This window comes from Flavobacterium sp. A45, assembly GCF_002001005.1.
Classification (GTDB): domain Bacteria; phylum Bacteroidota; class Bacteroidia; order Flavobacteriales; family Flavobacteriaceae; genus Flavobacterium.
On sequence record NZ_MUNX01000071.1, the window covers coordinates 59,289 to 73,713 of the forward strand.

The 14,425-nt window shown below is 36.4% G+C and carries 12 protein-coding genes; 1 reads left to right on the top strand and 11 read right to left on the bottom strand.

The genetic code is table 11. The annotated features are described in order from the left end of the window. Positions 1 to 157 precede the first annotated feature (157 nt). Positions 158 to 3,460: a M4 family metallopeptidase gene (locus tag B0E44_RS07965; RefSeq protein WP_077372687.1), complete on the top strand. Its 3,303-nt coding sequence runs from the start codon at positions 158 to 160 to the stop codon at positions 3,458 to 3,460. Between the two features lie 81 nt (positions 3,461 to 3,541). On the opposite strand, the gene B0E44_RS07970 is transcribed toward B0E44_RS07965, so the two are convergent. The 11 genes from B0E44_RS07970 to B0E44_RS08020 form a co-directional block, all read right to left on the bottom strand. Continuing rightward, a complete protein-coding gene (locus B0E44_RS07970; protein ID WP_077372690.1) occupies positions 3,542 to 5,143 on the bottom strand; it encodes a fumarate hydratase in 1,602 nt (533 codons plus the stop codon). 328 nt (positions 5,144 to 5,471) lie between these two features. After that, on the bottom strand, positions 5,472 to 5,933 hold the full coding sequence (locus B0E44_RS07975) for an FKBP-type peptidyl-prolyl cis-trans isomerase (protein WP_077372693.1): 462 nt from the start codon (positions 5,931 to 5,933) through the stop codon (positions 5,472 to 5,474). A 372-nt stretch (positions 5,934 to 6,305) separates the two neighbouring features. After that, positions 6,306 to 7,745, bottom strand: coding sequence for a nucleoside recognition domain-containing protein (locus B0E44_RS07980; RefSeq protein WP_077372696.1), 1,440 nt, complete (start codon positions 7,743 to 7,745; stop codon positions 6,306 to 6,308). Between the two features lie 282 nt (positions 7,746 to 8,027). Continuing rightward, the gene (locus B0E44_RS07985; RefSeq protein WP_077372699.1) at positions 8,028 to 9,098 is read right to left on the bottom strand and encodes a winged helix DNA-binding domain-containing protein; all 1,071 of its coding nucleotides are present in this window, start codon (positions 9,096 to 9,098) and stop codon (positions 8,028 to 8,030) included. 12 nt (positions 9,099 to 9,110) lie between these two features. Continuing rightward, a complete protein-coding gene (locus B0E44_RS07990; RefSeq protein ID WP_077372702.1) occupies positions 9,111 to 9,824 on the bottom strand; it encodes a 3'-5' exonuclease in 714 nt (237 codons plus the stop codon). A 138-nt stretch (positions 9,825 to 9,962) separates the two neighbouring features. Then, complete coding sequence (locus tag B0E44_RS07995; RefSeq protein WP_077372705.1) at positions 9,963 to 10,433, bottom strand: methylated-DNA--[protein]-cysteine S-methyltransferase; 471 nt, start codon at positions 10,431 to 10,433, stop codon at positions 9,963 to 9,965. 206 nt (positions 10,434 to 10,639) lie between these two features. Beyond that, the gene (locus B0E44_RS08000) at positions 10,640 to 11,023 is read right to left on the bottom strand and encodes a c-type cytochrome (protein ID WP_077372708.1); all 384 of its coding nucleotides are present in this window, start codon (positions 11,021 to 11,023) and stop codon (positions 10,640 to 10,642) included. Between the two features lie 6 nt (positions 11,024 to 11,029). Then, entirely contained in the window at positions 11,030 to 12,028 is a 999-nt protein-coding gene (hemB, locus tag B0E44_RS08005; protein WP_077372711.1) for a porphobilinogen synthase, read from the bottom strand. Positions 12,029 to 12,060: 32 nt separating this feature from the next. Then, complete coding sequence (locus tag B0E44_RS08010) at positions 12,061 to 13,005, bottom strand: DUF4421 family protein (protein WP_077372714.1); 945 nt, start codon at positions 13,003 to 13,005, stop codon at positions 12,061 to 12,063. Then, a complete protein-coding gene (hemF, locus tag B0E44_RS08015; protein ID WP_077372717.1) occupies positions 12,996 to 13,898 on the bottom strand; it encodes an oxygen-dependent coproporphyrinogen oxidase in 903 nt (300 codons plus the stop codon). Before hemF ends, B0E44_RS08010 begins: the two co-directional genes overlap by 10 nt. After that, positions 13,895 to 14,425, bottom strand: a complete 531-nt coding sequence (locus B0E44_RS08020) for a GNAT family N-acetyltransferase (RefSeq protein WP_165688780.1) — start codon at positions 14,423 to 14,425, stop codon at positions 13,895 to 13,897. The genes hemF and B0E44_RS08020 overlap by 4 nt, the downstream gene beginning before the upstream one ends.

Consider the following 14,425-nt stretch of genomic DNA (forward strand, 5'->3'; position numbering starts at 1 on the left):
AAAAACACAAATCAGAAGTAAAAGACTACGTTAATTTACGTAAATAACTAATATTTAATGAAATAACTAAAAACATTCCTTCAAATTTCAAAAATATAGTTAAATTTGATTACCCCATTTTTCACAACGGATTATTCATTATTTAATAATAAATTCCATGAAAAATACATTACTTCAAAAGGCTTTCTGCTTAATCATTTTTTCTTTTTCAACATTCACATTATTAGCTCAAGAAGGAGATAAAAATGTATTAAAAAAAATCACAAACGAAAAAGGAATTCCCACCTTGATAACATTTACGAGTAAATCAACTTATAAAATAAGTGATTACCAACAACTCTTCAAAGATCAATTGGGAATAAAAGGCAATTCAAATTTTGCAAAAATCAAAACTGAAATTGACAAATTAGGTATTTCCCATGAAAAATTTCAATTATTCCATAACGGTATCAAAGTAGAATTTGCCACTTACACGTTGCATTCTTCTGCAGGAAAACTGAACTCAATGAACGGAGAATTCTACAAAACCGATATGTTGAATTCCATTCCCACTTTATCGCAAGATCAAGCTTTCGCAAAAGCATTACAGCAAATAGGAGCTCAAAAATACCTTTGGGAAGTACCGGAAGATGCCAAAATGTTTAGCTATAAAAAACCAATTGGTGAGTTAGTTTGGCTTCCAATTTTGGATGGGGACAATTCTAATACAAAGGACACTCCTTTGCGTTTAGCTTATAAATTTGATATTTATGCCACAAAACCAGTAAGTCGAGGCGACATTTACATAGATGCCATTACAGGAGAAACGCTGTTTTATAACGCTACTATTAAACATCTTGGGGAATACAGCCATGGGAAAGGAGAAGCAACTTCCAGAAACCAAAACAGAATGGTCGTTGCAGCCAATGCCGATACTCGTTATACTGGTTCACAAACCATACAAACAACCTTAAGCGGAGCCAACTATATATTGGCCGATGCCACAAGAGGAAACGGAATAAACACTTTCAATATGAAAAAAGGCACCAATTACAGCAACGCCGTAAACTTCACTGATGCCGATAACAACTGGACCGCAACCGAATATAACAATACCAACAAAGACAACGGAGCTCTAGATGCGCATTGGGGAGCCGAAAAGACTTATGATTATTGGTCAACTGTACATGGGCGAAATAGTTACGATAATGCCGGAGCGACTATCAAAAGTTATGTGCATTATGATAATGCCTATGATAATGCATTTTGGGATGGATCCGTAATGACGTACGGAGACGGAAGCGGAACCAATTTTGATATCTTAACCTCATTGGATGTGGCAGCACATGAAATTGGTCATGCTATTTGCGAAAAAACAGCCAATTTAGCTTATCAAAAAGAATCTGGCGCCATGAACGAAGCTTTATCGGATATTTGGGGTGCCTGTATAGAATACTATGCTGCTCCTTCCAAATCAACATGGTTAATAGGTGAAGATATCGAAAGAAGAGCTGGGCATTTATCATTACGATCCATGAGTAATCCAAAAGCAGAAGGCCAACCCGATACTTATGGTGGAACCAATTGGAAAAATCCCAATTGTGGTTTCCCTTTCAGCTTCAATGATTATTGTGGTGTTCACACCAATAGTGGAGTCTTGAATCACTGGTTTTACATCTTGTCAGTGGGAAAATCAGGAACAAATGACAAAGGCAATAGCTATGCTGTAACTGGAATTACTATCGAAAAAGCAGCAAAAATAACCTATCGGTTGGAAAGCATTTATCTAACGGCCAATTCAACTTATGCCAATGCCAGAACCTACGGGATTCAAGCAGCAACCGATTTATATGGAGCAGGATCAGCAGAGGTAATTGCTACAACAAATGCTTTTTATGCAGTGGGTGTTGGCGATGCTTATACTGGCCCAACAGACACTACCGCACCTACGACACCACTAAATTTAGTGGCATCGGGAACTACAGATACCACCACTAATTTGTCATGGACTGCTTCAACCGATAATGTAGCCGTAACAGGTTACAATGTGTACAATGGAGCTAACTTAATAACCACTGTTGCAGGAACGACTTACAATGTTACAGGTTTAATCGCATCAACTGCCTACACTTTTACAGTAAAAACAAAAGATGCTGCTGGCAATTTATCTGCTGTTAGCAATGATGCATCCATAACCACCTTACCAACTCCAGTAGACACAACAGCTCCAACTGCACCAACCAGTTTAACAGCTTCTGGAACTACGGACATTTCCACCAATTTATCTTGGACTGCTTCCACCGATAATGTAGGAGTTACGGGTTACAATGTGTATAATGGAGCTACCCTTGTTACGACCGTTTCTGGAACAACTTATGCAGTAACCGGACTAAATCCAAGTACATCCTACACCTTCACGGTTAGAGCCAAAGATGCAGCGACTAATTTATCGGATTCAAGTAATGAAGCCAATATTACCACATTAGCAACCGACACAACTCCTCCATCCGCACCAACGGCATTGACTGCCAGTGGCACTACAGCCACAAGCACCAATTTGTCTTGGACCGCATCAACCGATAATGTTTCCGTAACAGGTTATAATGTTTATAATGGTGCTATTTTGGTAAACACCGTAACTGGCACTACCTATACTGTAACTGGATTAAGCCCAAATACAGCCTATACCTTTACGATCAAAGCAAAGGATGCGAAAGACAACTTATCAGGTGACAGCAATTCAGTTACAGTAACCACTTCAGCAAATAATCTTACATATTGCACTTCCAAAGCAACAAATTCTACTTATGAATACATTGATTATGTGGGCATAGGAGGAATTGTCAACACAACAGCTGCCAACAGCGGTTATGGTAATTTCACCAACCTAACAGGGAATCTGCCTTATGGGTCGAATACAATTGTTTTGAGTATCGGTTATAGATCAGCTTCATATAAAGAATTTTGGGGAGTATGGATCGATTTTAATCAAAATGGCACTTTTGAAAATTCAGAAAAAGTAGTTTCGACATCAATAAAAAGCAGTACCAATAATTCATACTCCTTTACTGTTCCAGCAACGGCTTTAACCGGCACTACAAGAATGAGAGTAGCGATGAAGAGAAATTCAGCATCAACTGCTTGTGAATCTTTTTATTTTGGAGAAGTAGAAGATTACACCGTGAACATTGGGGCAAGCAACCTAATTACTTTTGCGTCTCCAATTGAAAATACTTCCGAAAGTAATACCAATACCAATTTTTATTCTATTTTTCCGAACCCGACCAATTCAATCTTAAACATTACCAATCCCGAAAACAAAGGATTATCGTTTAGAATTATAACATCATCCGGAATACAAATTGCTACAGGAAAAACAGTTGAAAACAGTATCAATACGGGCAATTTGAACCCAGGAGTTTATATTTTGGAACTAAATGACGGCAATCAAAAAATCACCAAAACCTTCATTAAAAAGTAAAAGTTAACATTAAATCAAGAAAGCCACAATTTCAATCCAAATGAAATTGTGGCTTTATAACATAATAAAAATTGTGTTTATCTAAAGATTCTCAAAGAAATCATTCCCTTTATCATCAGTGATAATAAAAGCAGGGAAATCCTTGATAGTGATTTTACGAACGGCTTCCATGCCTAACTCTTCAAAATCAACTACCTCAACCGAAAGGATATTTTCTTTAGCTAAGATTGCTGCTGGCCCTCCGATAGAACCCAAATAGAATCCGCCGTAAGTTTTACATGCATTCATCACATCTTTGGTTCTGTTTCCTTTGGCAAGCATTACCATGCTTCCGCCATTCTTTTGGAACTCTTCTACATAAACGTCCATTCTTCCTGCTGTTGTTGGTCCAAAACTTCCTGAAGCCATTCCTTCCGGAGTTTTTGCAGGACCAGCGTAATAGATTGGGTGATTTTTAAAGTATTCCGGCATTGGTTTGCCTGCATCCAATAATTCTTTGATTTTAGCGTGAGCAATATCACGAGCCACAATCAAGGTTCCGTTTAATTTCAAACGCGTTTTGATTGGATATTGAGACAATTTTTTAAGAATATCAGCCATTGGTTGATTCAAATCAATCTCAACTGCTGCTTCCAAATGTGGTGGTGTTTCAGGCAATAAACGTTTTGGATTTACTTCCAATTGTTCTACAAAAATACCGTCTTTGGTAATTTTACCTTTTATGTTTCTATCGGCAGAACAGGAAACTCCCAATCCAACAGGACAAGAAGCAGCATGACGTGGCAACCGAATCACACGAACATCATGAGTGAAATATTTACCTCCAAATTGCGCTCCAATAGCACTCTGCTGACAAATTAACTGCACTCTTTTTTCCCACTCTAAGTCTCGAAATGCTTGACCTGCCATGTTTCCAGTTGTTGGCAAATGGTCAAAATATCCTGCAGACGCTTTTTTAACGGCGGCTAAATTCGCTTCAGCTGAAGTTCCTCCAATCACTAAAGCCAAGTGATACGGCGGACAAGCAGAAGTTCCTAAGTCCATTATTTTGGCACGAATGAAAGCATCCAAAGATTTTTCATTCAGCAATGATTTTGTTTGTTGGTATAAATAGGTTTTGTTCGCAGAACCTCCTCCTTTTGCTAAAAACAAAAACTCATACGAAGCTCCTTTTTTGGCATAAATATCTATTTGGGCTGGAAGATTTGATCCCGAGTTTTTCTCCTCAAACATACTGATTGGCACAATTTGGGAATAACGAAGGTTTCTTTCCTGATAGGTGTTAAAAATCCCTTTTGAAAGCCATTCGGCATCATCAACTCCCGTATATACATTTTCGCCTTTTTTGGCCATTACAATCGCTGTTCCGGTGTCTTGACATGAAGGTAATTCCCCGTCGATAGCTACAACTGCATTTTGTAATAAATTATATGCTACAAATCTGTCATTGTCGGTCGCTTCAGGATCATCAAGAATAGCTCTTAGTTTCTCCAAATGCGAAGTACGCAACATAAAAGAAACATCTTTCAAAGCTTCCTGTGCCAAAAGTTCCAAACCTTTTGGGTCAACAGTCAAGATTTCTCTATCACCAAGTTTTTCAACTTTTACAAAATCGGAAGTGATTTTACGGTATTGGGTATCGTCTTTTAAAATAGGATAAGGATCCTGGTATATGAAGTCCATAGTTTGTTTTTTTTAAGAATGCCAAATATAAGAATTGTTCAAGGAATCATAACTGATTTATATCACGTTCCTTAAAGAAATTATTAAAAAATTTAAGTTTGATTGCCTGTTTTTAGAAGCAGAGGCATCGGCATTTTTGGTTATATGGTTCCTGCTCTCCACTATATCTTTGCTTTTTTAAAGAAAAAAAGCAAAGGATGCCGTTTCGATCAGGGCTAAAGGTGATTATTTGGTGATTTTATTGGTATAATTTGCATTTATAAAAACAAAAAACCTCGCTAAAAACAAGGCTTTTATATCATTTATCGGTCTTGGCTTAAACTCCAATTTAATTAACCGAAAGTAGTTTTACATCAAAAATCAAAACAGAACCACCGGGAATACGGCTAGTACTATAACTGCCATAACCCAAATGTGCTGGTATCAAAAGAATACCGCTTCCGCCTTCTTTAAAATACGGAATTCCTTCTGTCCATCCTTTTATTACTTGCTGCAGATTGAATGAAATTCCGGTCGTATTTTGGTCAAAAACACTTTTGTTCGTAAAGTAACCTTTGTAAGTCACCGTCACGTTTGAAGTTGCCGTGGGCTGTTTACCAGTACCTGCTTCATTAATTACATAATACAAACCCGAGTCTGTTCTTTTAGCATCTAATTGGTTTGCGACAACATATGCTTTAATTTCAGCTTCATTTTGAGCTGTATAATCTACCGCTACGGGCTGTTCCGAATCGCTATTACTGCATGACATAAAAAATACAGCTATAATGGCAAGGAATGAATATTTCATAAATAAATTTTAATAGTTATTGGCGACAAATATACTTTTTTGAAAGTATACAGGTTAATAGGATTGTCTTAAAAATTTCTAAACAGATGATTTTGTAGGCTCATCATTAAAACAAAAAAGCTGCAGGACTTAAATAAGTCCTGCAGCTTTTAGTTTTTATTAACTGTTATTTTGCAGTGAAAAAAAAATCCTTTTTCATCAATCGGATCAAAGATTTAACTTAATAAACTAGTAACCAAGAATAAAATAAGCAAACCTATGGCGATGTATTTAGTGTATTTTGACATTTTTTAATTTATTTAAAGATTTGTAAAGCGTTCAAAAGAATGAAAAATAAATTAATATTCCTAATTAGGCGATTCATATTTTATTCTAAAAAAACCAGCTTGCTACAAAAATTGCCGTAATCACACAAATTACATCAACTAGAAGCATTGTCCCTAATGCGTAACGGGTATTTTTGATATTTACAGAACCAAAATAAACCGCAATCACATAAAAAGTACTCTCGGCACTGCATTGAAAAATACTGCTCAATCTTCCCGTCATGGAATCGGCGCCAAATGTGTTCATCGAATCGATCAAAAATCCTCTTGATCCCGCAGAACTAAAAGGTCTAAGCAGCGCTACTGGCAAAGCATCGGTAATTTCTTTACTTACTCCCATATTCGAGAAAGCAAAAGCAATCCAGTTACTTATAATTTCAAACAGTCCACTGTTTCTAAACAAAGAAATGGCCACTAACATCCCTAAAACATAAGGAAAAATAACAACTCCTGTTTTTATTCCATTATTAGCTCCTGTTACAAAGGCTTCAAAAACCGTGGTTTTAGCCTCGGTAAATTTTTTCTCTTTTATAAATGAAAATATCAAAGTAAAAGCAATAATTCCAACCAATATCAATGCCGAAAGATTTGAAGTAAAATAGTTTTTCCCGATTAAATCCAAGTGGTTTACGTACATCAATAAGCCAATAATTGCAGCTATCAATCCCATCAGTACAACAACTAATGAAGCACTCTTGAAATTAATTTTTTGCTTTATTCCAACAATTAAAAACGCGGCAATTGTACCAATGAAAGAAGTAATAATACAAGGCAGCATTACATCGGCTGGATTTGTTGCGCCTGCAGCAGCACGATAACCAATAATCGAAGTTGCAATCAATGTCAGACCCGAAGCATGCAGACACATGAACATAATTTGTGCATCACTCGCTTTGTCTTTCTCGGGATTTATTTCCTGCAAACTTTCCATGGCTTTTAATCCAAATGGCGTCGCAGCAGAATCCAATCCTAAGAAATTGGCAGCAAAATTTAAAGTCATGTAGGAGATCGACGGATGATCTTTTGGGATACTTGGGAACACCTTAACAAATACGGGACTCAATAATTTAGCCAATTTTCCAGAGGCTCCAGAAATGATTAAAAGTTCCATCAATCCACAGAAAAATGCCAAATAGGCAATAAGTGGCAAAATCAAATCAACTAATGTGCTTTTGCAGGTAGGCAATAAACCATCCGATTTTTGAACACCGCTGAAGATTTTTACGGTTTTATTTTTATAAACATAAGTCGTGTCGGAATTTAGCGTATCACGATTTATAATCATGGTTTGATCCGTTGCTTTCTTGATACTGTCTTTGATAAAAGCAGGAACTTGCTCAATATACTTTTCGGATATAAGAACTGGGTCGTCTTTTTTCCCGTTCAAAACATAATCAATGGTATAGGTATTGGCAGAAAACAAACTGACAACAATAAAGACAATAGATGAAATAAAAATGACTAACCAGAATCTACTTAATACCATAATTTATATTTTTTGTAAATGTAATAAATCAATCGGAAATGCAATATCAATCATATTACCGAAAAATTTCAAATCATGAATAATCCCTATTTCTCTCTATTGAAAACTTTTATGCTCAATAATAAATGTTTGAGCTAGAGCAATTGTGGCTTTATTTCATAGACTGGCTATCCGGTCAAAAAATATTTTTCCGATAAAACAATAATAAATATTTATATATCAATATCTTATACCTAAAATACTTTTAAGGAGTTTGTATTTATTTTTCGATAATCTTAGTGATTATTCAATACTAATTTTAGTTTCCAGATAATTTTCAAAAGGTTTAATTGCTTCAAAAAGAGTATTTCTTTTAGTTTCATCCAAAGCAGAAAAAAACTGAGTTTCTATTTTTGCATGATCTTTTTTGATGGTTCGCTTCCAAATTCCGATGACTTTACCATTTTCGAGAATAACGGGTTTAAAAATGCCATTATTAGTAAATGCTTTAGACTGATGTTCCAATATAATAGATGCCTCACGATTTTTATACGAAATCAAAATCTCATCAAAGGCAGGCAGAAAATGTAAGCTTTCGCGAAAGTTGTCTTCGTCAGAAAAATCGGCTCCAAACCAATACTTCTGATTATCAATTTCAACCGAGTTCAGTTCCGATTCTATTGAATTAATCACCAATTTAGCCGTAGTTGGCGGAAAACCAGACCACCATGAAAAGTCGTGCAAAGTAGCTGGACCGTGGCTTTCGAAATAACGTTTGGCTAATTTAGCCAATGCTTCTTCTTTTGTAAAAGTTGTTTTGGGTTTTTCAACACGTTCTTCGAGTAAAGCGTATGTAATTTGTTTGCCTTTCATCTTGCCGTTACACACAACACCTTCTAATTCTGCATTCATCATTATTATAACGGGAGACAAGTCACCTGAAGCCTTTTTGATATTAAGCTCCTGCATTATTTCGTCCCGTGTTAAATGATTGTTTCCAGTTAGTAGTTTTTCGATGGACGAATTAACTTGATCCAGTTTCTTTTCATCATAGCCGTGTTGTCTGGCTGATGAAGTAAAAAGACGTTTAACTTGTGGTCTGGAAACATCCAGCATCCAATAAATATCATCCGCAGCAACAAAATGCCAAGTTGGCCTAAGGATATGAGTCCGGATAATTTTACCAGAATTAATAGCTTCTTCAATTTCTTTTTCCGTCGCATTACAACGGGAACCAATTGCCCATTTTGCCATCGAGTAATCCTGCGCCTGTATAGCCCCTAAATGCTTTACTATTTCTTGTGGCGAGTTAGAATTTGTTTTAAAAAGCTTTTGTGAAGCAAGTCTATAATTTGCAATTTCCTCATGTCTCATTTCAAAAATAAATTACACATGAATAATTTCTTCTTCGATCAATAAATCTTCTCGTCTCAGTCTCAGAAAGATCTGAGCGACTGCAATCGTATCTTTTTCACAATAGGTGACTATTCGGTCAATATCTTTGTCAACATAAAAGACATGACCTACCTGACTACCATCGATATCGCCTTTTGGCGATGGGATTCCGAGTACTTTACACATTAATTTCAAGGAAGTGAAATGTTTGTAATCGCCAAATTTCCACAACTCTAAAGTATCCAAATGTGCAATTTCCCAAGGTTTTTTACCAAATAAATTCAGTTTGTCAGGAATTGGAATCTGGTTAATAATCATTCGTCGTGCAAGGAAAGGAATGTCAAATTCTTTGGCATTGTGCCCGCACAAAACATGCTGTGGTCCATTGAAATGATTGTTCAGCAGATTATTGAAATCTTTCAAAAGTTTAGGCTCTTCACCAAAAAAAGAAGTCACTCTAAAATTTCGAATATCTCCTTTGATGACAAAATAACCCACCGAAATACAGACAATTTTCCCAAACTCCGCCCAAATTCCGGCGCGGTCGTAAAATTCCTCACCAGAGAACTCGTTTTTACGCTGGTATTGGGTTTTGAGTTCCCAAAGGATTTTCATTTCGTCATCCAAAGAATTGAAATCAGCTGTTTCCGGAACGGTTTCAATGTCAAGAAAGAGGATATTATTAAGGTTTATTTTTTCAATCATATAAAGTTATTTTGGACACGAATTGCACGAATTAGCACAAATTAAATAGTGCAAAAAATTACACAAACTCAGAATAATTTAATTTTATAAATCTATAAAATTAATTTGTGAAAATTCGTGCAATTCGTGTCTATTTACTTAGAACAAACTTTGCTGTGTTGTTGGATTTTCGTGTTCCAACAACCATTTTTTTCGCCATAATCCTCCGGCATAACCCGTAAGTGAGCCGTCTGTTCCAATGACTCTGTGACAAGGCACAACAATCCAAAGCGGGTTTTTCCCATTGGCAGAAGCTACGGCACGTATCGCTTTAACATCTCCTAAAACTTTTGATTGTTCAAGATACGTTCTGGTTTTGCCGTATGGAATTTCCAATAAAGCTTTCCAAACTTTTTGTTGGAATTCTGTTCCCTTTGGGTTGAGTTTGAAATCAAAATCAGTTCGTTTACCCTCAAAATAATCATTGAGCTGTGAAACTGCTTCTTGTAAAACAGTTGGAATTTCTTCTGAAACAATTCCTTCATCGGAAACTGAAATTACAGACACACCATTTTCATCGCCTATAATTGTGGTGATTCCCAAGGGTGTTTTGATGTAAGCTGTTTCCATAATTTTGAATAGATTTAAACGCAAAGTTCACAAAGTTATCGCAAAGTTCGCAAAGAATTTAGAAAGGATGAAAATAAAAAAACCACTCGTTTACACAAATGGTTCTTGTTTTTTAGCCCCGATGGAAACGGCATCCTCTTGTGGTCTCGTTTTTTTACGAGACCACAAGAGATATAGTGGACAGCGGGATTAGCTTCTAAAAATTATTATTTCAGATTCGAATAAATATAAGCCTCGACAGCTTTTAGTTCTTCCTCAGTAAAGGTTTTTGTAATCTCTAAATTGGCTTGCATTACTGCAAATTGGCTTGGATCAACAATGGCTTCGCCTTCGCCTTTAAGGAAATTAACCATATTTCCGTTTTTGTCTTTATAGATTTTGGCAATTTCCTTAATACTTGGTCCAACCACTTTTTGATCTACTTGATGACAAGCGACACAGTTTCCTTTTCCTTCGAAAATTTCTTTTCCTAATGCTTTTGGTGTTTGAACTTCAGTGGCAGCTTCTGCTGGTTTTCCGAATGGTTCTTGGCTTTCTTTCTTACAGGATAACGCAAAAACAGCTATTACGATAAGTACTAATTTTTTCATATTCAACTATTTTTGATTTAAAAGAATCGCTGCTTCTTTAGCAAAATAAGTTGAAATCAAACTCGCTCCCGCTCTCTTGATACACATTAATTGCTCCATCATTATTTTGTCGTTGTCCAACCAGCCTCTTTCGGCGGCCGCTTTGATCATCGCATATTCACCCGAAACGTGAAAAACTGTTACTGGAACATTCACAGCATTTTTGACTTCGCGAACGATATCCAAATACGCAATTCCTGGTTTTACCATCACCATATCGGCTCCTTCTTCTACATCAGATAAAGCTTCTTTGATGGCTTCAATGCGATTAGCATAGTCCATTTGGTATGTTTTTTTGTCTTTTGGAACCGCAACATCAGCTTCTCTTGGTGCACTGTCCAAAGCATCACGGAAAGGCCCGTAAAAAGCCGAAGCATACTTCGCCGAATAACTCATAATCCCAACGTGGTGGAATCCTGCGGCGTCCAATCCTTCGCGCAAACGCAAAACGCGTCCGTCCATCATATCGGATGGCGCGACAAAATCGGCTCCGGCCTCAGCGTGAGAGACAGCCATTTTTACCAAAGCGGCAACTGTAGAGTCGTTTTCTACATCGCCATTGGCAATAATTCCGTCGTGACCATAAATAGAATAGGGATCCAAAGCTACATCCGGCATCACAATCATCTCTGGACAAGCCGATTTGATCGCACGGATAGCCTGTTGCATCAATCCGTTTGGATTCCAAGCTTCTTTTCCAGTATTGTCTTTTAGGTCTTCGCTTACTTTTACGTAAATATTGACTGCACGAATTCCCAACGCATAGATTTCTTTAACCTCAGCTACCGTCAAATCAATCGAACGGCGGAAAATTCCCGGCATAGATGGTATTTCGACATTTACGTTTTCACCTTCGGCGATAAACATAGGAAACATAAAATCAGTTGGGCTTAAAGTGGTTTCACGAACCAAAGAACGGATGGATTCATTAACTCTTAAACGGCGATTTCTGTGTAATGGAAACATATTTTTTTAATTTTTAGATTGTAGATTTTATATTAAAGTCCTGTTTTCTGATGAATAGTTTCAAATGCCTCTTTTACTTTTTTGGGAGGATCAAAACGATATCCTACAGCAATATTTAAACTCGAAACATTATCATTCAATTGCACTCTTGTGTCGCTGTCTTGCGCAAATGCAATATAATTTATGTTAATAAATGAAAAAAACGAATCGGTATTGTAACCCAGCTTTAAACTCCCACTGGAATTATAAATACCCGAAACATCACCATCCATATCACTAATTCCTCCTCCTATTCCAAGCCCTGCCGACAGCAAAACCCGGTTATTAATCACAAAATTATAATAATAAGACGGAGATAATGTCATTTCAAAGAGGTCACTTTCTGGATTTGGACTTCCGTCATTCAAATCAAGATTGGTATAAAAGAATGAAAAACTTGGAATAAAACTGCCCGAACTTTTGGTTTGCCATTCTTTTTGATTCGCTATTGTTTTAAAAGAAAAATTGGGATTCAAAATATATGATGTAACTCCTCCGATTTTAGTTGTTCTCAAATCTGGCAAAGGAACTGTTGTTGCTCCCTCGCTCACATAAAATCCTGTTTGATTGATAAAACTAAGCGTTTGCATCCATTTTTTATGAATAAATCGCGTACTGAAATTAAATAGTTTTGAACCGTCATTGTCTTTATTGACATCAAAAAACTGAGGTGAAAATCCAAATGAAAAATCGGCTATTTTAAATGAAACACTTGCCCCGATTTGTTCTCTACGATTCGGAATCAAGTCATAAATTTTTTTAGTCCCATCTGAATTCGGGCTAACAATTTGAAAATTATTGGAAACATCCAAATAATACAAACTGGCAATCACTTTGTCATCATACGTTTTGAAATACGGATTGGAAGCTGTTTTTTCTTGGGCAAAACAGCCAAGAATACCGCCAATCAGTGTCAAACAAAACGTTTTTATAACCATTCTTTCGGATTTTCAAGCGTTGTAATTAATTTCTCTTCATCACTTCCCGCTTCTGGATGATGATCATAAACCCATTGCACGTTCGGCGGTAAACTCATCAGAATACTTTCTATCCTTCCGTTGGTTTTTAATCCAAATAAAGTGCCTTTATCGTGCACCAAGTTGAATTCTACATAACGTCCTCTTCTTATTTCTTGCCACGTTCTATTTTCGGCAGTATATGGAAGGTTTTTTCTTCTTTCCACTATTGGAACGTAGGCTTCTAGGAAACTATTTCCAACTTCAGTAACAAAGTTAAACCAATTTTCCATTGACATTGTTTCTGTAGCTTTGCAATAATCGAAAAACAATCCACCAATTCCGCGGGCTTCGTTACGATGTGCGTTCCAAAAATAGGCATCACATTGCTTTTTATATTTTGGGTAAAACTCAGGATTGTGTTTGTCGCAAGCCGTTTTACAGGTTTGATGAAAATGAATGGCATCCTCTTCAAACAAATAATAAGGCGTTAAATCCTGTCCTCCACCAAACCATTGCTGAATCACGTTTCCGTTGTCATCGTACATTTCGAAATAACGCCAATTCGCGTGAACCGTTGGTACCATTGGATTTTTTGGATGCAAAACCAAACTCAAACCGCAGGCAAAAAAATCAGCTTCACCTACATTGAACAATTTTTGCATTGAATCTGGCAATTTTCCGTGTACTGCCGAAATGTTGACACCGCCTTTTTCGAAAACAGCTCCATTTTCGATTACGCGAGTACGTCCTCCTCCGCCTTCAGGGCGTTCCCACAAGTCTTCACGAAATTTAGCTTGACCGTCAACGGCTTCTAATCCTGCAACGATTGTGTCTTGAAGGTTTTGTATGTATGAGAAAAATTTATCTTTCATTTTGTTAATTCATATAATTCCATATCTAATGGAAGTTCATTCGTTGGCGTGAACTCATCGATTAATGTTCTTTGCCAAATAAAACCATTATTTTCAGCCACTTTAATGCTTCCAAAATTAGTTTTGTGAGCAATAATTTGGAGAGTTTTTAATTCTAATTCATCGCAAGCAAAACTTGAAAGAGCTTTAACTGCTTTAGAAATCATACCTTTCCCTTCAAAATCATTTCCAATACAATAGGCAAATTCACCAATTCTATTTGTCCAATCAATTTTTTTAATGATAATTAATCCAATGATTTTTTGAGTCTCGATTTCCCTAATTGCAAAAGTGAAATTTACTTTCTGTTGAATTTCTCTCTCTTTAATTTCAATATATTCTACTGATTTTTCAAATGTCTCATTACTAGAAAGTGTAAGTGGGAAAAATTTACTTAATCGTTCCGTATTCTCAATAATAAACTGATGCAGCTGATTGGCATCTGTCGGTTTCAATTTATCAATACAAACGTTTTCAATGATTATCAT